This is a genomic window from Halomonas sp. CH40 (genome assembly GCA_041875495.1).
Lineage (GTDB): Bacteria > Pseudomonadota > Gammaproteobacteria > Pseudomonadales > Halomonadaceae > Vreelandella.
Genome location: CP112982.1, coordinates 3,445,668 through 3,467,979, shown reverse-complemented (window position 1 = coordinate 3,467,979; position 22,312 = coordinate 3,445,668). Strand labels below are relative to the sequence as shown.

Sequence of the window (22,312 nt, the reverse complement as noted above, 5' to 3'; positions counted from 1 at the left end):
AAAAAGTTAAAAGTTGAACGCTTAGGCCAGTCGCGCGCGAATGGCGCGTTCAATGCCGTCAGCATCCAGGCCGCAATCGCGGAGCAGTTCAGCAGGTGTGCCGTGTTCCACAAAGGCATCCGGCAGGCCCAGATTGAGAACTTCCACCTGGACACCTTCAGCGGCAAGCAGTTCATTGACGGCGCTGCCAGCCCCTCCGGCGACCACGTTTTCTTCCAGAGTCACCAGGAGCTCGTGTTCATCCGCGGCGTGCAGCACAGCCTTGCGGTCCAGCGGCTTGACCGAGCGCATATTCAGATGGGTGGCATCCATACGCTCAGCGACTTCGGCGGCGGCGGTGTTGAGGCTGCCGAATGCCAGTAAGGCAATACGCATGCCGTCTGCCTGGCTGGTACGCCGCAGCTGGGCTTCCCCCAGAGGGATGGGGTCGAGGTGCGCCGGGATCTCACTGCCAGGCCCTGTTCCCCGTGGGTAACGCACGGCGGCAGGCCCAGGGTGGTAGTAGGCGGCGCTGAGCATGGCGCGGCATTCGGCTTCATCCGCCGGGGTCAGCACCACCATGCCGGGAATGCAGCGCAGGTAGGAAATGTCCAGGCTGCCGTGGTGGGTGGGGCCATCCTCGCCGACCAGGCCAGCACGGTCGATGGCAAAGGTAACATCCAGATTCTGTACGGCGACGTCATGAATCAGCTGATCATAGCCGCGCTGCAGAAAGGTGGAGTAGATGGCTACCACCGGTTTCATGTCTTCGCAGGCCATCCCTGCTGCCAGGGTGACCGCATGCTGTTCAGCAATTGCTACATCAAAATAGCGCTGCGGGTATTCCTGGGAAAAGCGTATCAGGTCGGAGCCTTCGCGCATGGCTGGGGTAATGCCCATCAGGCGGCTGTCTTTTGCCGCCATATCGCACAGCCAGTCACCAAAAACGTTGCAGTATTTGCGTGGCACTGGCTGGGCTGGCGAGGACTTGGAGGCCTGGCGCTTGGCTTTGCTGGCATCCGGGCGCTCAAGCTTGGTAATGGCGTGATAGCCAATGGGGTCGGCCTCGGCCGGTAGAAACCCTTTGCCCTTGCAGGTCTTGATATGCAGGAACTGGGGGCCGTCCAGATCACGCAGGTTCTCAATCACCTGGGTCAGGGTATCGAGGTCGTGGCCGTCAATCGGGCCAACATAGTTAAAGCCCATTTCTTCAAACAGGGTCGCGGGACTGACCATGCCTTTCATGTGTTCTTCGGTGCGCTTTGCCAGCTCCAGCGCGCCGGGTAGATGCGAGAGTACCTTCTTGCTTTCTTCGCGCATCTTCAGGTAAGGCTTGCTCGCCAGCATCCGGGCGAGATAGGTAGCGATACCGCCGACATTCTCGGAGATCGACATCTCGTTATCGTTGAGAATCACCAGCAGGTTGGCGTCCACATGGCCAGCGTGGGCCAGGGCTTCAAAGGCCATACCAGCGGTCAGGGCGCCATCACCGATAATCGCACACACCCGCCGGGGCTGTTGCTGGGCCTTGGCAGCCAGAGCCATACCCAAAGCAGCGGAAATTGAGGTGCTGGAATGCCCGACGCCAAAGGTATCGTATTCGGATTCGGCGCGGCGTGGGAAAGCTGCCAGCCCGCCGTGCTGGCGGATGCTGGTCATAGCCTCGCGGCGTCCGGTCAGGATCTTGTGGGGATAGGCTTGATGGCCGACGTCCCACACCAGACGGTCTTCAGGGGTATGGTAGGCGTGGTGCAGGGCAACACTCAGTTCTACCACGCCCAGGCCAGCACCAAAATGGCCGCCGGAAACACCTACGCTATAAAGCAGATAGGCGCGTAGCTCATCGGCCAGCTGGTCCAGCTGGTGAAGGTTCATGGCCCGCAAGGCAGCGGGATGGTCAAAGGAGTCGAGCAGCGGCGTGGCCGGGCGCTCGCGGGGAATCTCATCGAACAGCTTCATGGGCACTCTTTTGTAAGGACCGTTTTTAGGAACCGCTTTCAAAGACCTTTGGTAACGATGTCGTGTTGCTAACGGTGGTCATTTTCAATGGTCGCGCTCGATCATGTAATGGGCCAGTTCGGCCAGCGGAGCGGCGGTCTCGCCGAGGGGTGCCAGTGCAGCCAGCGCTTCTTCAGTCAGCAGGCGGGCCTTTTGCTGCGCGCCGTCAAGCCCGAGTAGCCCCGGATAAGTGGGCTTGGCACGGGCGGCATCAGCGCCGGATACCTTTCCGAGAGTCGCTGTGTCACCGGTGACGTCCAGAATGTCATCGTGGATCTGGAACGCAAGACCAATACGCTGGGCGTAAAGGTTCAGGGCGTTAAGGCGCGGGTCGTCTGCCTCAACGGCCACCAGCCCACCCAGGCGCACCGCCGCTTCAATCAGCGCGCCGGTCTTGTGGGCATGCATATAGGCAAGCGCCTCCACATCCGGGTGGCCACCTACGGCTTCAAGATCCAGCGCCTGGCCAGCCACCATGCCATCCCGCCCGGATGCCTGGGCCAGGGTGTAAACCATAGGGCCCAGCCGAGGATGCGGCTGGCGGGCGAGCACTTCAAACGCCAGGGCCTGTAAGGCGTCACCGGCCAGAATGGCCGTCGCGTTGTCATAGGCTTTGTGTACCGTGGGTTGGCCACGGCGTAAATCGTCGTCATCCATGTCCGGCAGGTCATCATGAATCAGCGAGTAGGCATGAATCAACTCGATGGCGGCCGCTGGGGCATCCAGTGCTGAGTCATCAGCGCCCAGCGCCCGGCCCGAAAGGTAGACGAGCAGCGGGCGCAGGCGTTTGCCGCCCACCAGCAGGCCGTGACGCATGGCCGCATCCAGGCGCGGCGCGGCAGGGTTACGCGCCTCAAACAGCCCGTTCAGGGTGGCGTCAACGCGCGTCTGGGCATTCAGGCGCAGAGCAGCAAGGGGGGAGGTAGCGGCTACCATGGGGGGTGATCCTTGTGGCCGGTGTCGTTGTCAGGCGAAGATGCGCTGTCGCTGGCCTGATCAGAGCGTTCGAGAGGGTCAAAGGGTTCCATTGCCGGGCGGCCCTGGCTGTCCTCGCTGAGTGCGCGCACCTTGAGTTCAGCTTCATCCAGGCGCTGCTGGGCTTCGCGGGTCAGGCGAATGCCTTGCTCAAAGGCGGTCAGGGAATCCTCCAGCGACAGGGCGCCGGACTCCAGCCGCTCAACGAGGCTTTCCAGCTGCTCGACCGTGGCGGCAAAATCTTGTGGGGAAGAAGTGTTGTGGTCATTCATGGCCAGCCTACCGTGTCTGCCTGAATCCTGTTAGCACCTGAGTGGGTACTTGAGTTAGTACTTGAGTTAGTACTTGAGTTAGTACCTGAGAAAGTGCCAACTTACGTTGGCCACAGTATACACCGAGGACCCCATGCCGCGTCTGCCCACCTTGGCATCAATATGTGCGGTTTTCATGCCTGCAGCGCAGACTTTTCATTCCTTGGCGGCTATTTGCCCGCTGTGGGTGTGCTAATATATTGGCCCTTCGTGAACCTAACCACGGCGCGAGCCGCTGACCAAGAGGTTGATTCAGCCATGGCCAAAACGTCCCTGGAAAAAGGCAAGATCAAGATCCTGCTGCTTGAGGGCGTCCACCAGACTGCGGTGGACAATTTTCATAACGCGGGTTATCACAACATCGAACATCTGCCGACATCGCTGGATGAAGAGGCGTTGATCGAGAAAATCCGTGATGTGCACTTTATCGGTATCCGTTCCCGCACCCAGCTCAACGAGCGGGTGTTTGCGGCAGCGGAAAAGCTGGTCGGGGTGGGTTGCTTTTGTATCGGCACGAACCAGGTTGACCTTCAGGCAGCGCTCAAGCGCGGTATAGCGGTATTTAATGCCCCGTACTCGAATACCCGCTCGGTGGCTGAACTGGTACTGGCTGAGGCCATCATGCTGCTGCGTGGTATTCCCGAGAAAAGCGCCCGCGCCCACCAGGGCGGCTGGCTGAAATCGGCCAAGAACTCCCATGAGGCCCGCGGCAAGACTCTGGGTATTGTTGGTTATGGCAACATCGGTGCCCAGCTTTCGGTGCTGGCAGAATCCCTGGGCTTCAACGTCATCTACTATGATGTGGTGACCAAGCTGGGAATGGGTAACGCCAATCAGGTCGGTTCGCTGGAAGAACTGCTCGGGCGCTCCGATGTGATTAGCCTGCACGTGCCGGATCTGTCGTCCACCCGCTGGCTGATTGGCGAGAAAGAGATCGCCGCCATGAAACCTGGCGCTGTCTTTATCAACGCCTCGCGCGGCAGCGTGGTAGTGATTGACGCCCTGGCGGAAGCCATCAAGGCGGGCAAGCTTAACGGTGCGGCTATCGATGTGTTCCCGGTGGAACCCAAAGGTAACGACGAAGAGTTCGAAAGCCCGCTGCGTGGCCTGGAAAATGTCATCCTGACGCCGCATATCGGTGGCTCCACCCTGGAAGCCCAGGAAAACATCGGTATCGAAGTCTCCGAGAAGCTGATTACCTACTCGGATAACGGCACCACCGTGACGTCGGTCAACTTCCCGGAAGTCGCCTTGCCAGCCCACCCCGACAAGCACCGCCTGCTGCATATTCACGACAACGTGCCGGGCGTGCTGTCGCAGATCAACCGCGTGCTGTCAGAAAATGACATCAATATCTCCGGTCAGTACCTGCAGACCAACGACAAGGTCGGCTATGTGGTGATTGACGTTGACAAGGCCTATGGCCCGCCAGCGCTGGAAGCCCTCAAGCAGGTTGATCACACCCTGAAACTGCGTGCGCTGTATTCTTCGCAGAATACCTGATACCCAAGGCGGGATATCCAAGGTATAAAACGGCGGATAGTCGTCCGTTCACAAGGCCCCCGCTGCTGTTATCTGGCAGTTGGGGCCTTGCTGTTTTTTGGGGGGTGCGAGAGCGGTCTGTTCCGCGTAAAATGCGCGTTTTTTGATCCGGTCCGCCCTTTACGCGGGCGACCACCTGGAGCCCTTGATGAACCCTAAGACGTCAACGCCGCCGATTGTGGTGGCAGCCCTGTATAAATTCGTCACCCTGGACAACACCGCCGAGCTGCGCGAGCCGCTCTATCAGGTGATGTTGGATAATCACATAAAAGGCACCTTGCTACTGGCCAAGGAAGGTATCAACGGCACGGTAGCGGGCCGCCGTGAGAATATCGACGCTCTGATAGACTGGCTGAGCCGGGACCCACGCCTGGCGGATATAGCCCACAATCCGGCCTTCTACAAAGAGTCCTTCTGCGATGAGCCGCCTTTCTATCGCACCAAGGTCAAGCTGAAAAAAGAGATCGTCACGCTGGGTGTGCCGGGCATCGACCCCAACGACACCGTGGGGACTTACGTTGAGCCGGAAGACTGGAATGCGGTAATCAGCGACCCCGAAGTGCTGGTGATTGACACCCGCAACGATTACGAAGTCGGCATCGGCAGCTTTGAAGGGGCCATTGACCCACAAACGGCGTCTTTCCGGGAGTTTCCCGACTATGTGCGGGAGCACTATGATCCCGAGAAGCACAAGAAAGTCGCCATGTTCTGCACCGGTGGCATCCGCTGTGAAAAAGCGTCGAGCTTCATGCTCAAAGAAGGCTTTGAAAACGTCTACCATCTCAAGGGGGGCGTACTCAGCTATCTGGAAAAAGTGCCTGAAGAACAGTCGCTGTGGCGCGGCGACTGCTTTGTGTTTGATAACCGGGTCAGCGTGCGCCATGACCTCAGTGAAGGGGATCACACCCTGTGTCATGCCTGCCGCCAGCCGCTGTCGGCGGATGACCGTACCAGCGCGGCGTTTGAGCTGGGCATCAGCTGCCCCCACTGCATTGATACGCTGCCTGAAAAGACCCGCGCAGCGGCGCGTGCCCGCCAGCGCCAGATTGATCTGGCCAAGGCGCGGGGCGAGCCGCATCCCATTGGGCGTGACCTGAGCAAGAGCGTCCGCCGCACGTCTTGAAAGCCGCTGCCAAAGGCATCCACTTAACGTTTTAAGGCGCCTATTCGCCTTTCGTCGTAGGTTGCCCGCAGGACTGGCTCAACGGGCTAGACTAGCAGCTCAATCCGCTATCCGTTGATGGAGTAACGCCTGATGACAACAACGACAATGACACCCTCGACTACTGCGACCAGCGATGAGGCTCCGGCTGCATTGCTGCTGCGTGAAGACAGCAACGGCGTGACCACGCTGACCATGAATGCGCCGAAAAGCTTCAATGCGCTGTCTGAAGATATGTTGGCAGCCCTGCACACGGCGCTGAGTGATATTGCACAAGATGATAGCGTGCGCTGCGTGGTGCTGACCGCCGAAGGCAAGGCCTTCTGCGCTGGCCACGACCTTAAGCAGATGCGTGCTAACCCGGAAAAAGCCTATTACCAGACGCTGTTTGCGCGTTGCAGCGAGGTGATGCAGGCAATTGTTAACCTGCCGGTGCCAGTGATTGCCCGTGTGCAGGGTATTGCCACGGCGGCAGGCTGTCAGCTGGTGGCCAGCTGTGATCTGGCGGTGGCGGCACAAAGCACCCGCTTTGCCGTCTCAGGGATTAACGTTGGCCTGTTCTGTTCCACCCCAGCGGTGGCGCTATCACGCAATGTGGCACGCAAACGCGCCATGGAAATGCTGCTGACCGGCGATTTTATCACTGCCGACACCGCGCTTGACTGGGGGCTGATCAACCGGGTGGCCGAGGATGCCGAGCTGGATGCGGCCGTGGCGGAACTGACCGACAAAATCTGCGCCAAGAGTGCGGTGGCGGTACGTACCGGCAAGGCCATGTTTGGCCGCCAGCTGGCCATGCCGTTGGAAGAAGCCTACGCTTTTGCAGGTGAGACCATGGCCTGCAACATGCTGGCAGAAGACGTAGCAGAAGGCATTGATGCCTTTATTGCCAAGCGTCACCCCGAGTGGAAGCACCGCTAGGCATTCGGCCGCTCAGCTGCCTCGAATGGAAAACATTTCCGCAAACGCGACAGCTCGAGAGCTGTCGCGTTATCCTGTCCCTATTTCGTCGCCTGCAAAGGGGCTGATACCTCTTTAGACAGCAGCGCCAAGGGAACATTTTAAAGGAGACAGCGGAGTGAATGAGGTAAAGCGCAGAACCGCCGGGCGACCTGCTGGCAGCAACAAGGTCAGCGGTGGCCATAGTCAATCATTGGTGCGTGGCCTGACACTGCTTGAATACCTGGCGTTAAGCCCGCGTGGGCTGGCACTTTCTGAGCTGGCGGAAATGGCCGAGCTAGCGCCTTCCACCACCCACCGGCTGCTGCAGGCGTTGCAAAGTCAGGGGTTTGTCAGCCAGGAAAACGAACAGGGCCTATGGCGGATCGACGTCAAGACATTCCGTATCGGCAACAGTTTTCTGGAAGCACGGGATTTTGTTGCCACCAGCCGCCCCTATCTGCGCCGACTGACCCGCGACAGCGGGGAAACCGCCAACCTCGGCATTCGTGATGGTACTGCGGCAGTGTTTCTCGCCCAGCATGAATCCCCGCAAATGATGCGTATGATTACCCGCCTCGGCTCGCGGGCACCTTTACATGCCTCCGGGGTGGGCAAGGCACTGCTGGCCTGGATGGCCGATGATGAGCGCAATCAGCTGCTGGCGAATCATAAGCTGACGCCGGTCACTGCCAATACACTGGCAACGCCCAGTGCCCTGGAGCAGGAAATGGCCAGCATCCGGCGCGCGGGGTTTGCCTGTGACCGTGAAGAGCATGCCATTGGCCTGCACTGTGTCGCGGCATGTATCCACGACGAGCACGGCCACCCGCTGGCGGCCATTTCGGTGTCCGGGCCGGTGGCGCGGATTCCGGATACCCGCCTGGCTGAGCTTGGCCAACTGGTACGCTCAACGGCTGCAGAAGTGACCGCTCAGCTGGGTGGCCATCTTCCTGCGTCCTGGTAAAAAATAATATGCATGATGCTGCTGCCAAACTGAGCATATCGGCGTGCTGAGCCTGTTTCTGGTGGCCCTGGCAAGTGCCACCTTGCTGCCGGGTGGGTCGGAAATCTGGCTGGCGCGGCTGTGGTGTCTGGGGGAACCGGTTGTCTGGCTGTGGGTGGTGGCGACCTTGGGCAATACCCTGGGCAGCCTGGTTAACGTCTGGATGGGCCGCTATGCCCGGCGCTTTCAGCATCGGCGCTGGTTCCCTGCTACTCCTGAGGGCCTGGCCAGGGCCGAGAGCTGGTATCATCGGCTAGGTGAAGCCAGCCTGCTGCTTTCCTGGCTGCCAGTCGTCGGTGACCCCTTGACGGTGCTGGCCGGTGTGTTCCGCCTGCCCTGGTGGCGAGCAGTTGTATGGATACTGGTTGCCAAAGGGGGCCGCTATGCACTGGTGCTGCTATTGGCCCACCACTGGTTAGCGCCACTTTGCTGAGTGTTTTTGCCCGTATGGTATGCAAACCCAACATAAGAGCATGTTAGGCTAAATAGTAAAATTCAATCACCCATTTCAATCACCCATGAGGTAGCTCAGTGATGCCACTAAGACTTTTGCCCTGGCTAGGCATCTGGCTGTTGATGACGCTCGTTACCATAACAACACCAGTACTGGCGCAAACTGCAGATAATACTGCTCAGAGCGATCAAGCTTCTTACAGCACGCTGGCGGATCTGCTCGAAAATGAGCAGTCCCGTCAGGAACTGATCAACTTGCTGCGTAACCAGGCATCGGGCGTTGCGGAAGATGTGCAGGCATCGGCTGCGCAAGGCAGTGATATGGACGCCGAGGATGTTTCCATTCCTCGCCAGATTGCTGAAATGACCAGTGGGGTTGTCGGTGATGTCGGCGAACAGCTGGAGCAGACGCTCTATATCGTCACCGGCCTGTTTACAGGAGAAGATGCTGGGACCTTTGATTCGTCTGCTTTTATTAGCGCCAGTATCAATCTGGGGCTGGTGGTGCTGGCGACCTTTATTCTGTTTGTTGTTTTTCGTCAGGTGAGTCGTCCACTGTTCACCAAGCTTAGCCTGTGGTCACGGGATGGCTATGGGCTGACACCCGTGCTGCGCCTGATTCTCTGCGTGGCTGTGGCCGCCTTGATTGATGTGTTGATCGTGGCCTTTGCCTATGTGGGCGGTAATTTGATTGCCACCTTTGCCATTGGCGAAACGGGTGGTCTTTCCACCCGAGCATCCCTCTTTCTGAATGCCTTTCTGGTGATTGAGCTTATCAAGGCTGCCGTGCGAATGCTGTTCTCCTCCCGCTATGAAGGGCTGCGCTTGTTGCCGATTTCCGCCAATGAAGCCTCCTACTGGAACCGCTGGCTGGCGCGGTTAGTCGGTATGGTCGGCTACGGGTTGATGGTGGCGGTGCCGCTGGTCAATTACTACCTGGCACCTACCTTGGGGCAGGCGTTGGGCACGCTTATCATGGTGTTTGCCTTTATTTATGCGGTGGCGGTGATACTCAAAAACCGCGCGCGCCTGCGCGATAACATCAATGCCTTGGCGCGCAACGCCAGCTTTACTGCCAGCCGTGTCACGCTGCAACTGTTTGCCCGTACCTGGCACCTGTTTGCCTTGCTCTACTTCCTGATGGTCTTTGTATTGACCCTGACACGCCCAGTCGATGCCTTGCCCTATGTGCTCTTTGCCACTCTGCAAACCCTGGCAGCCGTAGTGGCAGGCATTCTGGTCTCGTCTTTCCTGACCCAGACCATCGGGCGGCGTATCACCCTGTCCAGCGAACTGCGCCAGAAACTGCCGCTGCTGGAAAAACGCCTGAACAGCTACGTGCCCAATGCGCTGCGGGTATTGCGCACCATTATCGCCATTCTGGTGATCATGGTGGTGCTGGACGCCTGGGGGGCCTTTGATCTGCCCACCTGGTATGCCTCGGAAAGCGGTACCCAACTGATCAACAAGCTGATTAATGTTGCCTTTATCCTGATCCTGTCGATTGGTACCTGGTTAGGGCTTGCCAGCCTGATCGAGCATAAGTTGAACCCGGATACTGGCAGCGGTGAGCCATCGGCACGGGCCAAGACGTTGCTTAGCCTGTTCCGTAATGCCCTGGCAATTGCCGTAGTCACCATGACCAGCATGATAGTGCTGTCGGAAATCGGCATTAATATTGGCCCCTTGATCGCCGGTGCCGGTGTCTTGGGTTTGGCGATTGGTTTTGGTGCCCAGAAGCTGGTGCAGGATGTGATTACCGGTATCTTCATCCAGGTGGAAAATGCCATGAATGCTGGCGATGTGGTCACCGTGGGCGGCGTTACTGGTACGGCGGAAAGGCTCAGCATCCGCTCGGTGGGTATCCGTGATCTTTACGGCACCTATCATATTGTGCCGTTTTCCAGCGTGGATACCGTCTCCAACTATATGCGTGAATACGGTAACCATATTGGCGAGTACGGTATTGCCTACCGTGAAAGCATTGATGAAGCGGTTGAACAGCTGCATCTGGCCTTTGAGGATCTTAAAGCCAGCGAGGATCATGGCTTTAAACTGCTGGCACCTCTGGATGTGCCCGGCGTGGTGGCTCTGGCCGACAGCTCGGTCAATATCCGGGTGGTCATCAAGACCACCCCTGGCGATCAGTGGTCGGTAGGGCGCGCCTACAACCGTCTGGTCAAGCTGCGCTTTGATCAGGCCGGTATCGAGATTCCCTTCCCGCATACCACCATGTATTTCGGTGAAGACAAAGCCGGCAAGTCTCCAGCCGCCAATATCCGCGTGCTGGATGCCATGCCTGACAACAAGAAGGTCGAGGTGCGCCATGATGATCCAAAGCAGAGCCTGCAAAGCTACTCCGATCCATCAAACGCCAACCCATCAGGCGATGATATCTAGCGTTTTGCTGCTACCTCGCCACTGAACCAACAAGGCCGCCCGATTGGGCGGCCTTGTTGGTTGGTGAGTCTCATCAGCCAGGGTAATTTTCCGAGTGGCGGCCTTCCAGGTTGATGGATTCGCCGCCATCCACAAACAGGATCTGGCCGACTACAAAGGCGTTATCCAGCAGATAGTGCAGGGCCTGGACCAGATGATCCGGATGACCCTGGCGGTCGGCGGGAATTCCCTCGATACGCCACTGGATATAATCGCTGGTGCGCTGGGAGGCTGGCAACACCACACCAGGGGCGATGCCATTGACGCGCAGGCGTGGGGAAAACTCCAGCGCCGCCATGCGGGTCATATCGGCCAGGCTCTTCTTTGACAGCAGATAGGCGGCATAGGGATACTGGTGATAGGCCACTTTATTATCGATGATGTTGACCACACGGCCCTCATCGACAGCGTTAGCAAAGTGGCGGGTCAATAGCAGCGGAGTAAACATATTGACGCGAAACTGGGTTTCCAGCATGGCCAGCTCTGTCTCGGCGATGGGGGCTGGTTCATAGGCGGAAGCGCTGTTGACCAGCACGTTCAAGTGCGGGAAACGTGCTTTGACGCGCTGAACAAGCCCGCCCAGATCGTCTTCAGCGGCGTTACTTAGAAAGTTGCAGCTAAACACCTCGCAATCGCGGCCGGATGCGCGGATGCCCCCTGCCACCTCGTCTGCCTCCTGGCGAGAGCTGTTGACGTGCAGGGCGATATCGTAGCCAGCCGATGCCAATGCCTCTGCAAAGTGGCGGCCAAGACGCGTGGCGCCGCCGGTAATCAGTGCTGCCTGAGCGCTCATGACGGTTTCCTCATCGGGTAAGAAGATGCATTCAAAAGTGAGCCATACTTTCAGCGTGAGGCAAGCGTTTGTCAATAAGTTGTACAGCACTTGCACAAAAAGCAGGAATCGTTAGGCTAATATTCCTTCCAATCTTCGAGGATGTTGATCATGTCGCAAGCGCCCGCACAGGCCCACCCAGAACGGCACGAATGCGTCATCTCGATTGGGTCGAATATTGACCCTGACTACCATTTTGCACAGGTCATCGAGATTCTGGAGACGGAATGCGACCTGCTGGCGCGTACACAGCCGATTCGCACCACACCGGTGGGGTTCCAGGCCCAGCCAGACTTCCTCAACAGCGCCGTGCTTGTCGCGACCTCCCTTGAGCGCCCAGCCTTCAAGGCGTATCTGAAAAAGGTTGAAGATCGTTTGGGGAGAGTGCGTGGCCCGATCAAATCCGGCCCGCGGACCATGGATCTGGATATTGTGGCCTGGGACGGCAAGGTGGTGGATGACGGCTACCACCAGCATGACTACGTGCGCAAGCCCGTGGATGATCTGCTGGCACAAGCAGGCCGTGAACTGCTTGATTCATGAAGAAAGGGGTGCCCACCCCACAGCGCCTGCAGGATGGGCGGGTAGTACGCTGGTCAGTCGATAATGCCCTGTTCACGCGCCATGGCGTAGGCCGCCTGAGGGCCTTTCCACAGCGACGGCAGAATGATCAGCGACACCGGAATGGCGGTGATCACGATAAACTGCTGCAGCACGCCAATCTGGCCCGCGCCCATGTAGAGCAGGATGGCCGCCATCAGCGCCATGGCAATGCCCCAGAAAGCCCGCAGTGCTGAGTTGGGCTGGTCGTGGCCAGCGCTGACCATGGCAATCGCATAGCTCATGGAATCCCCGGTGGTGGCCACGAAGATGGTGGTCAACAGCAGAATCGCCAGTGCCATCAGGGTACCGCCGGGCAGCGCCTGGGCGACGGTCAGGGTCGCGACATCAAACTGGAAGTTGTTGAGCGCTTCCGTCAGGTCAATCACTCCGGTCAGCTGATAATAGATACCTGAGCCGCCCAGCAGGGTGAACCATACGGTAGTGGCAATCGGCGCCAGAACGGCGACCGCCAGAATCATCTCGCGCACGGTGCGCCCACGAGAAATGCGTGCCACAAAAATCGCCATCAGTGGCGCATAGCCGATAAACCAGGCAAAGAAGAACACCGTCCACCACTGCATCCACCAGGCCGGTGCGGTATCCGCCGTCATGGTGGCCATGTTGAAGAATTCACTCACATAGGCCCCCATGCTGGCGGCATAGGTGTTCACCAGAAACAGCGTCGGGCCAAAGATGAAAATCACCGCGCCAATCGCCAGAGCCAGAAACACATTAAAGCGGCTAAGCATCTGAATGCCCCTGTGCACACCGCTCAATGACGACGCCACATAGACGCTGGCCAGCAGGGCAAGGATAATCAGCTGGCCGATATAGCCTTCCGGCAGGCCAAACAGCTCATGCAGGCCGAAGCTGACCTGGGTGGCCAGAAATCCAATCGGCCCGACGGTACCGGCCACCAGGGCGATCACACAGCAGGCATCAACAACACCGCCCAGCGGGCCTTGCATCAAACGCTTGCCGAATACCGGAAAAAGCAGGGTGCGCGGCTGCAGCGGCTGGCCCTTTACATAGTGAGCATGGGCCAGAACCACGGCTGTCAGCGAGCCGAGCACCGCCCAGGCCAGAAAGCCCCAGTGCATGAACGACTGGGCCAGAGCATCGCTGACCGCTTCCGCCGTACCGGCTTCGGTATCAAAGGCGGGCGGCGTGACCACAAAGTGATACACCGGCTCACCCGCAGCAAAGAAGACACCGCCGCCGGCCAGCAGGGTGCACAGAATGATGGAGAGCCACTTGAAAGTGCTCATTTCTGGCGTATCAAGATTACCGATCTTGGCCTTGGCGGCAGGCGTTAGCGCCAGGCCAATGGCGATAAAGAAGGTCGCGATCAGCAGCAGCTGGAAATAGGTGCCCAGGGTCAGCGCTGTCCAGGCAAAGCCTGAACTGATGCTGTCGGCCACCAGGTCGATATCAAACAACGACATCAGCAGAAAGGCGACAATAAAGCCAACGCTGAGTAGCAGAACAATAGGATCACCCAAGGCGCGTAGGCCACCAGGTTGAGGAGGTTCGTTCGGGGAGTGAGGCATCAAGGCCACCCTTTAGGTTGGTTTGTTTAAAGCAGGGGATTTGTAAGCGATAAGGCTTCAGGCGGGTCTTGAAAAAGACCAAAGAGCGGATAACGGCCTTTCTGCGGTTCAGCCGTTAAAAAACGTCGTCAGAAAAGACGTGTAAAAAAAAGCGCCATTCATTGAATGGCGCGGATTTCGTGCATAATGATAACAAGCTGTTAGACGTAAGTCGAGCCATACAGCCGCAACGTCAGGGGAGCAGGCAATGAATCTGGTATTTCTCGGCACATCGGCAGGGGTGCCCACCAAGGTAAGAAACGTGTCCGGTCTCGCCCTGCGGGAAAGCAAGGGGAAGAGGTGGTACCTGGTGGACTGTGGTGAGGGCACCCAACATCAGATCCTGCGTACCAGACTGTCGCTTACCTCATTAAAAGCCATTTTTATCAGCCATATACACGGCGACCACTGCTATGGGCTGCCCGGCCTGCTGGCCAGTGCGGCCATGCACAGCCGGCAAGCGCCGCTGACAATTGTGGCCCCTGCGGGTGTCAGGGCGTGGCTGGAAGCCACCTTTGAACACACACAGCTATGGCTACCCTTTGCGCTGGAATTCATCTGTTCCGATCAGTTGCCCGCCGTTGAATTCGAAAGCATCGCCGTGACCACCACCCGGCTGTCACACCGGGTGCCTTGCTACGGCTACAGTTTCACGGAAAAACACCCTGATGCGGTGTTGAATATCGAAAAACTGCGCCAGAAAGGGGTGCCAAGAGGCCCTTTATGGGGCCAGCTAAAGCAGGGGATGGATATCGAGGTGGCAGGTGAACGCCTGAAAAGCGATGCGTTTCTGACGTTCAGTCATCCGCCAAGGAAAATCGTGATCGCGGGAGACAATGATCAGCCGGCATTACTGCGTGAAGCCTGCCAAGGGGCCCAGGTGCTGGTGCATGAAGCCACCTACAGCCAGGCCCTGGCCCAGAAAGCCAGTGACGTAGGGCATAGCGATGCCCAACGCGTGGCGGCTTTTGCTGAATCGGCGCGGCTTCCAAACCTGGTGCTGACCCATTTCAGCCCGCGCTATCAGCTGGGCAGCCAAGGGGCGCCCTCTATCGAGGATATCCGCCAGGAAGCCGCCAGCGTCTATTCAGGAGCGCTGCATCTGGCCCGGGATCTGGCGGAATACCGTCTGGACAAGACAGGCTATTTAGCCGAAATGACCGTCGAATAGGCGCTTAGCGTCAGCTGCCTGACCAGCCCACCAGCATGGGCACGTACACCACCAGCAGCAGCACGCCGATCAGCCCGAGAAGATACGGAATGATCGCTCGGGTGATCTGCTCCAGCGGCAGCCGGGTAACCGATGAGGCTACATACAGATTAATTGCTACCGGCGGGGTAATCATGCCGATGGCCAGCCCCATGACGATAATCAGCCCGAAATGAATCGGGTCGATACCCAGTTGCAGGATCAGCGGCAGCAGTACCGGGGTGAGAATAATCAGGGCACTGGCGGTCTCGATAAACACCCCTGTCAGCAGGATCACACCAACAATCAGCAGCATGATGACGTAAGGGTTCTCCGACAGTGACAGCACCGCCTGAGCAATCGCACCGGGCACCTGCCAGCTGGAAAGCGTCCAGCTCAGCACCGCCGACATGGCAATCACCAGCATGATGACCGACGTAGTGATCGCCGAGCGGATCAGCACATGGTAGATCGCCTTCGGGGTCAGGTCGCAGTAGACAAATAGCGAGACCAGCAGGGCATAGTTGACCGCTACCACCGCCGCCTCTGACGGCGTAAAAATCCCCGAGAAGATACCCCCGAGGATAATCACCGGCGTCATCAGCCCCCAGCTGGCATCCTTGAAGGTGTACCAGATCGTTGCCAATGACAGCGCCGTGCCATGGGGTACTGGCGTTTGTAAGCCTGCACAGTGGCAATCGCCATCAGCCCCAACCCCATGGCCACACCGGGAATAAAACCGTTCAGAAACAGCTTGGATACTGACTGCTGGGCAATCACGGCGTAGATGATCATTGGCACTGAAGGCGGAATGACGACACCAATAGTGCCGCTGGCGGCAATCAGGCTGGCCGCTGAGGCTGGGTCATAACCCTTGCGCCTGAGCTCCGGTACCAGGCTTGAACCTACCGCTGCTGTGGTAGCGGCGCCAGAGCCTGAAATAGCGGCGAAGAACATCCCCGCCATCACCGAAACTATCGACAACCCGCCGCGCATAAAGCCCACCAGTGCATCGGCAAAGTTGACCAGTTTCTCGCTGACCTTGCCCTGGGCCATCAGGTCACCGGCAAGGATAAACATCGGCACGGCCACCAACGCAAAGGAGTTGATGCCCTGAAACATCTGCTGGGTCACCACCATCAGCGGTACGCCGGATTGATGCAGGGCATATAAGGTGCTGGCGCCAATCGCAAAGGCAATGGGCACACCGAGCAGCATGAAGAGGAAAAACAGCCCGAACAGTACCAGCGTCATAGGGTGTCCTCCTTTGCCACTTGAGGCTCTCCATGAATCAGGGTTTCAAGCATATCCACCAGGGTATACCAGGCCATAAGGGCGGCACATAGCGGCATCACCGCATAGATGTAGGTCATCGAGACACGCAGCGAAGCGGATTTCTGAAAACTCTGCACCTGCATATAGCGATAGCCGATCACGATCAGGCTGACCAGCAAGGCCAGCACCACGGCTAGCGCCACCAGCCGGGCAATCCGCCGTGCGGCCAGGGGCAGGGCATCGACGGCAAAGGTCACGGCAATATGGCGGCCGCGCTGAAAGGCCAGGGTGGCCGCCAGAAAGGTCATCCATATCAGCAGAAAGCGGGCGACTTCCTCTGTCCAGCCCACGGCAGTAAACAGCACCCGGGAGACAATCTGCAGGGTAATAACGCCAATCAAGGCCGCCATGCAGGCAAAAACAGCGGGCTGGATGATGGCATCCAGCCCGCGTTCAATGCGTTGCAACAGCGCCAATAGCGGCTGTGCTTTGGCCATCACTGTGCCAGCGCCTCCTGGATGCGGGGCAGGTAATCACCAAACTGTTCGCCGTATTTCTCATACACCGGCGCTACGGCTTCCTGGAAGGCGCCCAGATCCGGCGAATCATTGATCCGCATCCCCGCTTCACGCAGAGCGGCCAGCTGGTCAGCTTCCATCTCGGCATTCATCTGGCGCTCGTGCTCAGCGGCTTCCTGGGCAGCGTCTTCAATAACGGTTTGCGCGGCCTCCGGCAATTGGTTCCATACCGGCATGCCCATCACAAAAATCGCGGGCGCATAGGTATGGCGCGAAAGCGTCATATGCGTCTGGGTTTCATTCAGGTCAAAGGAGTGAATCACGTTCACCGGGTTTTCCTGGCCATCAATGGTGCCCTGCTGCATGGCGGTCAGCGCTTCGGTCCAGGCCATGGGAATAGCGTTGGCACCCAGCTCTCGGAAGGTATCGGTGTATACCGGGTTTTCCATCACACGGATGCGCAGGCCATCCAGATCGGCAGGCGAGTTAACGGCGCGCTCGCTGTTGGTCAGGTTACGAAAACCGCGCTCGGCATAGGCCAGTCCCTTGAGATTCACCTCGGAAAGCTTGTCGAGCAGCTCCTGGCCAATCGGGCCATCCAGCACCTCATACGCGGCTTCATTGGAGGGGAACAGGAAGGGCAGCTCAAACACCGCCATTTCTTCCACAAAGTTGGCCACCGGGCCGTTGGTAATTACACCCATATCCACAGTGCCGATCTGCATACCTTCCAGTAGGGTGCGCTCATCACCCAGCGAGGCGTTGGGGTAGATCTCGACATCCACCTTGCCATCGGGGCGCGCTTCCACCAGTTCTTCAAACTTAAGCGCGGCGATATGAAAGCCATCCTGCTCGTTCACCACATGCGCCAGGCGCAGGGTGACCGGATCCATATCATCAAATTCAGCCGCGTTGGCAGTGCCAACAATGGCCAGGGAAACAGACAGTGCCAGCGTGTTCAGTGCAAATTTTTTCATTATCAGATTTGCGCGGAAAACCCCGTACTTCTATTGCGGGGATGTAGAGCGCGTCGCCCGCTAGGGCGACTTGTTAGGGCGGTTTTGTTCCTCAATATATTGACGGACGACCGATATAGGTGCCCCACCGACACTTCCTGCAAAGTAACTGGGACTCCATAGGGCGTTTTTCAGGTATGCCGATTTCGCCAGCTCAGGGTGCAATAGCTTCATACGCCTGCTTGATACGCCTTTCAGGCTGTTCACCAGCTTGGATAGCGCCATTTTTGGCGGGTAGTTCACCAGCAGGTGAACGTGATCCGTCTCGCCATTAAATTCCACCAACGCTGTTTCGAAGTCAGCGCATACCCGCCGAAAAAGCGCTTCGAGGGAATCGAGGTGTTCAGCGTTAAAGATTCTGCCACGGAATTTTGTCACAAAGACCAAGTGGGCGTGAATCATAAAAACGCAGTGCCTGCCCGTGCGTAATTCTTGTTTAGTGTTCATAGGCCAACTATACTCCAAAGCATGAAACAGACCAAGACCCTCAAGGTTCGAGTCAAAGACAAGCACGTCGACCAACTCAATCGTATGGCACGCCGCGTGAACTTTGTCTGGAACTACCTTAACGAACTGAGTTCACGAGCGATTCGTGAGCGAGGTCTGTTTCTATCAGCCTACGATATGCACCCCTACACCAGAGGTGCAGGTAAGGACCTGGGTCTGCACAGTCAAACGTTGCAGGAAGTCGCCCGTGAATACACAACACGCCGCAAACAGTTCAAGAAGTCGCGGTTGGCGTGGCGCAAGTCCGGCGGTGTTCGTCGCTCACTCGGCTGGATTCCAGTGAATACCGGCGCGGCGAAGTGGAAAAACGGTCAGGTGTTCCACAATGGCACTTACTTCAAGGTCTGGGATAGCTACGGCCTTAGCCACTACAAATTCCGTTCAGGCAGTTTCAATGAAGATGCCCGTGGCCGCTGGTACTTTAATGTCGTGGTTGAGGTGGATATTCCGCCTAATAAGGCCCAGGGCGAGGTTGGCATTGATCTTGGCCTTAAAGATACCGCGACATGCAGCGACGGCCAAAAGCTGGAGGCAGGACGCTTCTATCGCGTCTTGGAAGCCAAACTGGCAGCGGCCCAGAGAGCGGGGAACAAGCGGCGTGTGAAAGCGATCCATGCCAAGATCAAGAATCGTCGCAAGGATGCCAACCACAAGTTCAGCCGCAAATTGACCCGCCAGTACGGCACTATCGTCGTAGGTAATGTCAGCGCCTCAAAGTTGACAAAAACCCATATGGCCAAGTCAGTGCTGGACGCTGGCTGGCATCAGTTGAAGACGATGCTGGAATACAAATGCGATCACGCAGGCACCGTCTTCAAAGAAGTCAATGAAGCCTACACTACCCAGACCTGCTCGAATTGTGGCGCACTGCCCAAGGAAAGGCCGAAAGGTATCGCAGGTCTTGGAATAAGAGACTGGATATGCAGCGAGTGTGGTGCCTCGCATGACCGGGATGTGAATGCAGCCCGAAATATCCTGCGTCTCGGGGCAGGACGTTGCCCTCAAGCCGTTGGAATCCCCCGACTTTAGGCGGGGAGAGGACGTCAAAGGAATCTCATGTTTTCGATAAGGTAGATCAATATCATTTAACACCCTGAAAGAATGCACCAGCGCGCACCAATCTGGCAACACATCTCCCCCACACCGCTGGACACCAACCGCCCACACAGGTAGCATACGCAACGACTGTGCGCCCATAGCTCAGTTGGATAGAGTATCGGCCTCCGAAGCCGAGGGTCGCAGGTTCGAATCCTGCTGGGCGCGCCAATTATTTCAAGGGCTTACGTTAATTCGTAGGCCCTTATTTTTTGCTTGTGACCATCCTGTGACCAAATTGTGGCCACAATCTCTACATAACATTCCTTTTATATCTATCCTATTATGACCTTTGGCTTTTTCTAGCCACCAGTGTGGTCACATATTTACGTTGTCTTGGTTTCAATAAAATTAAGCACTATGGTAGCCTGAAATGACCTTCGGCCTTTGAGGGATGTTGGACACAGCGGCATATATTGTGATCGTCACACCAAGGATGAGGAAACAACGTGCAATTCACACAGCTACTAGCCCGGATTTCTCATAGCACCTCAGCCAGCACCGCACTCAGACCATAATATCGCTAAACACCTATTGGCACGGCTTAAATAGCCTACTTTTTAACCATTTTCCGTCATTCAGGCACACTTCCCCCTTTCCCCCATTGCATCGGGCCGGGGGCGCCCGAGCATTCAGTTCGGCACCAACTGTCTGACGAGATCGGATAGCGCCGTTTTATAGGGATAGCTGTCACTCATGAGTACTCGGACTCGGCGCGTATTGCGGATGATAACCGCGCCCACCTTGATGAGTTTGAGCCTGAGGCTACTTGGGCTCATGCGTGCGAAGGGCGTGTTCTTCAGGTAAGCCCGTAACCGCTCGAACAGCGTATAGGCAAAGCCTGATAAGATCAGCCGCCATTGATTAGCCCACCAGTGCGTGCTGGACGTGCGGTCAGCAAACAAGCTCAGTTGTTGATCCTTGATTCGGTTCTCCATGTCGCCCCGAGCACAGTACTGCTCGTAGTAAAGCTTGAAGCCATCGTCGTAACGGGAACTGACGATAAACCGGGGATTGGAGCCAAGCTCGCCTTCTTCCAGGCGGGCCACCACCCAGCGCGGGTACTTCCAAGAGTGCGCTTGATATTGGAAGCGGAACGTCTCTGCCACTTTCCCTCCTACCTGCCACTGGGTCTTGCGTACCAGCATCATGGGAACGTCCACTTCCTTGAGCAGCCGACTGTTCTTGCCAATACCCACGATGTAGTCGACGTGATGCCGATCGCACCAGTTCAGCATCCGGGGGCGACAAAAATGGCTATCGCCGCGTAATACAATGCGGGTGTCGGGCCAGTATTGACGGATAAAGCGGACAAGTAGGGCGAGGATGGCCCAGCTGTGGCGGCTGTCGCTGCGGTCACTGGTGCGCAGATAGCTCACCAGCAGATGGTGGCCACAGAAGACATACAGTGGGAAGTAGCAATGGTGATTGTAATAGCGGTTAAAGAACTTGCCGGGTTGGTCGCCATGCACGGGAATATCAGTGCCATCAAAGTCCAGCACAATCTCTTTGGGTGGTTCGTCATGCTGCTCGATGAAGTGATGCCAGAGTAGCTCATGGGCCTTCACTATCGCTTGTCGATCAGCGTTCTGCTCTATCCGGGACAGCGTTGACTTGCCCGCCAGCACCTCATTTTCATCCAGTGCCGTCTGAAGGGCCTGATCATAGCGCAGGGCTTCATGGTCGTTAAAATCTTCGTAGCCAGCGGCGACACCGAACACCCGCTGACGAACCAGGGTGTCGAGTTTGTGGCGAATCTGCTCCGGTGCCCGAGGATCATGCAGTACCGATGCCAAGCGGCGCGTCAGGCGATGTTGTTTGTCGATTTCACGAAGCAGAAGCAACCCAGCATCGGAGGTAATGTGGCCACCGGAGAAATCGGCTTCAATCTGGCGGCGTGAGAGTGGCGAGAAGGTCAGTTTTTCAGGTACCATTTTGGAAGCGGCTGTTGATGTTGGTTTTTGGTGTAAGGTCCTGAAACTTTAACATTTTCAGCCGCTTTCTTTTATACCCTGTGAGAAATTCGGGTTAGGTTGCCGTGACTGGCAACATCTTTGCTACGTAACAGAGAAAGCTAATGGAGCAAATTTTCCGAGGCTTTCTGGACTAGATATCCCCGATTCTGAGCACTCTATGCTCTACGATATGGAGCTGAAAGCTCTGTGCCAAGAGCGCCCAGACATTGCGCTGATAGCCATCGAAAACCTGGCCATTCAGCTCTTTCAGAGTCTTTTCAAGACAATTAGATCACCAACTCTCTTCGCAAAACGAGCTGCCAACTTCGGAGATCTCACAGTAGTCTTCGATGATCAAAACGTCCCTGGTTGGCGCCTCAGAGTTGATATCCCGCAAGGCCATCTATTCTACGGACAATACCCGGCGCCAGGAAAATTGATCGCACTAATCGATGGGTCTATACCGAGCGAGGTGATAAACGATTATCTGGATGCTGATCCTGAGGCTGATGAAGAAAATCTGATCGCTGACGCACGAGAGCACTATAGAGACATCGGTATCGGTGATGTTTTTCTCTATGGCCAAGCTCCAGAGCGACAGGAGCCAAGCCCATATTTATTGGAGGCATGCTACGAGGCTGTTAAGGCCTCAGTAGAAAATCAGTGCGGTATCACTTTGGAGGTGAGTGGGTAAGCCCAAAGTAGTGAATGCCTGTTTTATAGGGAACATGAAAAGGAGGCAGCCCCTTTCTGCATATAGAAAAATTTACACAATTTCTTTACGCGAAACCGCCCCGCCAGGGTCTCCTGGTAGGGCCGGAACCTGTCAACCTGATTTGGACACATCGTTAAAAATTAATGTCGATTTCATCGCGGTACTGGGCTGAGCTCTGGCGGGTGACACCGTAAGGTGACCTGTCCGCCGGGTC

At 57.1% G+C, this 22,312-nt stretch carries 19 protein-coding genes, 1 tRNA gene and 1 pseudogene; 11 read left to right on the top strand and 10 right to left on the bottom strand.

Annotated elements, in window-relative coordinates:
- Positions 1–21: 21 nt before the first annotated feature.
- The 3 genes from dxs to OR573_15745 form a co-directional block, all read right to left on the bottom strand.
- Positions 22–1,938 (bottom strand): 1-deoxy-D-xylulose-5-phosphate synthase, encoded by a 1,917-nt coding sequence (gene dxs, locus OR573_15755; protein ID XGA79910.1) that lies wholly within the window; start codon positions 1,936–1,938, stop codon positions 22–24.
- Between the two features lie 84 nt (positions 1,939–2,022).
- Positions 2,023–2,913, bottom strand: a complete 891-nt coding sequence (locus OR573_15750) for a polyprenyl synthetase family protein (protein ID XGA79909.1) — start codon at positions 2,911–2,913, stop codon at positions 2,023–2,025.
- A complete protein-coding gene (locus tag OR573_15745; GenBank protein ID XGA79908.1) occupies positions 2,907–3,224 on the bottom strand; it encodes an exodeoxyribonuclease VII small subunit in 318 nt (105 codons plus the stop codon). The genes OR573_15750 and OR573_15745 overlap by 7 nt, the downstream gene beginning before the upstream one ends.
- A 297-nt stretch (positions 3,225–3,521) precedes the next feature.
- Here OR573_15745 and serA point away from each other — a divergent pair, with 297 nt between their 5' ends.
- From serA to ybiO, 6 genes are all read left to right on the top strand, one after another.
- Positions 3,522–4,766 (top strand): phosphoglycerate dehydrogenase, encoded by a 1,245-nt coding sequence (gene serA / locus OR573_15740; protein XGA79907.1) that lies wholly within the window; start codon positions 3,522–3,524, stop codon positions 4,764–4,766.
- Between the two features lie 187 nt (positions 4,767–4,953).
- A complete protein-coding gene (locus tag OR573_15735; GenBank protein ID XGA79906.1) occupies positions 4,954–5,928 on the top strand; it encodes a rhodanese-related sulfurtransferase in 975 nt (324 codons plus the stop codon).
- 132 nt (positions 5,929–6,060) lie between these two features.
- A complete protein-coding gene (locus tag OR573_15730; GenBank protein ID XGA79905.1) occupies positions 6,061–6,888 on the top strand; it encodes an enoyl-CoA hydratase in 828 nt (275 codons plus the stop codon).
- Between the two features lie 157 nt (positions 6,889–7,045).
- Positions 7,046–7,873, top strand: coding sequence for a helix-turn-helix domain-containing protein (locus OR573_15725; GenBank protein XGA79904.1), 828 nt, complete (start codon positions 7,046–7,048; stop codon positions 7,871–7,873).
- Positions 7,874–7,916: 43 nt separating this feature from the next.
- The gene (locus OR573_15720; protein XGA79903.1) at positions 7,917–8,345 is read left to right on the top strand and encodes a DedA family protein; all 429 of its coding nucleotides are present in this window, start codon (positions 7,917–7,919) and stop codon (positions 8,343–8,345) included.
- A 98-nt stretch (positions 8,346–8,443) separates the two neighbouring features.
- The gene (ybiO, locus tag OR573_15715) at positions 8,444–10,765 is read left to right on the top strand and encodes a mechanosensitive channel protein (GenBank protein ID XGA79902.1); all 2,322 of its coding nucleotides are present in this window, start codon (positions 8,444–8,446) and stop codon (positions 10,763–10,765) included.
- A 73-nt stretch (positions 10,766–10,838) separates the two neighbouring features.
- Here ybiO and OR573_15710 read toward each other — a convergent pair whose 3' ends face one another.
- Positions 10,839–11,597, bottom strand: a complete 759-nt coding sequence (locus OR573_15710) for an SDR family oxidoreductase (GenBank protein ID XGA79901.1) — start codon at positions 11,595–11,597, stop codon at positions 10,839–10,841.
- A 150-nt stretch (positions 11,598–11,747) separates the two neighbouring features.
- On the opposite strand from OR573_15710, the gene folK reads away from it, so the two are divergent.
- Positions 11,748–12,179 carry a 2-amino-4-hydroxy-6-hydroxymethyldihydropteridine diphosphokinase gene (folK, locus tag OR573_15705; protein ID XGA79900.1) on the top strand — a complete coding sequence of 144 codons (432 nt, stop codon included), beginning with the start codon at positions 11,748–11,750 and terminating at the stop codon, positions 12,177–12,179.
- Between the two features lie 53 nt (positions 12,180–12,232).
- Here the strand turns inward: folK and OR573_15700 are convergent, their stop codons facing one another.
- Positions 12,233–13,789: a BCCT family transporter gene (locus tag OR573_15700; protein ID XGA79899.1), complete on the bottom strand. Its 1,557-nt coding sequence runs from the start codon at positions 13,787–13,789 to the stop codon at positions 12,233–12,235.
- 247 nt (positions 13,790–14,036) lie between these two features.
- Here OR573_15700 and OR573_15695 point away from each other — a divergent pair, with 247 nt between their 5' ends.
- Complete coding sequence (locus OR573_15695) at positions 14,037–14,999, top strand: ribonuclease Z (GenBank protein XGA79898.1); 963 nt, start codon at positions 14,037–14,039, stop codon at positions 14,997–14,999.
- A gap of 10 nt (positions 15,000–15,009) precedes the next feature.
- Here OR573_15695 and OR573_15690 read toward each other — a convergent pair.
- The 4 genes and pseudogenes from OR573_15690 to tnpA all read right to left on the bottom strand — a co-directional run bounded on the left by OR573_15690 (position 15,010) and on the right by tnpA (position 18,273).
- A pseudogene (locus OR573_15690) lies at positions 15,010–16,235 on the bottom strand (TRAP transporter large permease).
- Between the two features lie 32 nt (positions 16,236–16,267).
- The gene (locus tag OR573_15685) at positions 16,268–16,789 is read right to left on the bottom strand and encodes a TRAP transporter small permease (protein XGA79897.1); all 522 of its coding nucleotides are present in this window, start codon (positions 16,787–16,789) and stop codon (positions 16,268–16,270) included.
- Positions 16,789–17,787, bottom strand: a complete 999-nt coding sequence (locus OR573_15680; protein ID XGA79896.1) for a TRAP transporter substrate-binding protein — start codon at positions 17,785–17,787, stop codon at positions 16,789–16,791. Before OR573_15680 ends, OR573_15685 begins: the two co-directional genes overlap by 1 nt.
- A 60-nt stretch (positions 17,788–17,847) precedes the next feature.
- The gene (tnpA, locus tag OR573_15675; protein ID XGA79895.1) at positions 17,848–18,273 is read right to left on the bottom strand and encodes an IS200/IS605 family transposase; all 426 of its coding nucleotides are present in this window, start codon (positions 18,271–18,273) and stop codon (positions 17,848–17,850) included.
- A gap of 21 nt (positions 18,274–18,294) precedes the next feature.
- Between tnpA and OR573_15670 the strand changes: the two genes are divergently transcribed.
- Positions 18,295–19,362, top strand: coding sequence for a transposase (locus OR573_15670; GenBank protein ID XGA79894.1), 1,068 nt, complete (start codon positions 18,295–18,297; stop codon positions 19,360–19,362).
- Positions 19,363–19,522: 160 nt separating this feature from the next.
- A tRNA-Arg gene (locus tag OR573_15665) sits at positions 19,523–19,599 on the top strand.
- A gap of 461 nt (positions 19,600–20,060) precedes the next feature.
- Here OR573_15665 and OR573_15660 read toward each other — a convergent pair.
- Complete coding sequence (locus OR573_15660; protein ID XGA79893.1) at positions 20,061–21,362, bottom strand: IS1380 family transposase; 1,302 nt, start codon at positions 21,360–21,362, stop codon at positions 20,061–20,063.
- A 199-nt stretch (positions 21,363–21,561) separates the two neighbouring features.
- Here OR573_15660 and OR573_15655 point away from each other — a divergent pair, with 199 nt between their 5' ends.
- The gene (locus tag OR573_15655; protein XGA79892.1) at positions 21,562–22,077 is read left to right on the top strand and encodes a hypothetical protein; all 516 of its coding nucleotides are present in this window, start codon (positions 21,562–21,564) and stop codon (positions 22,075–22,077) included.
- Positions 22,078–22,312 lie beyond the last annotated feature (235 nt).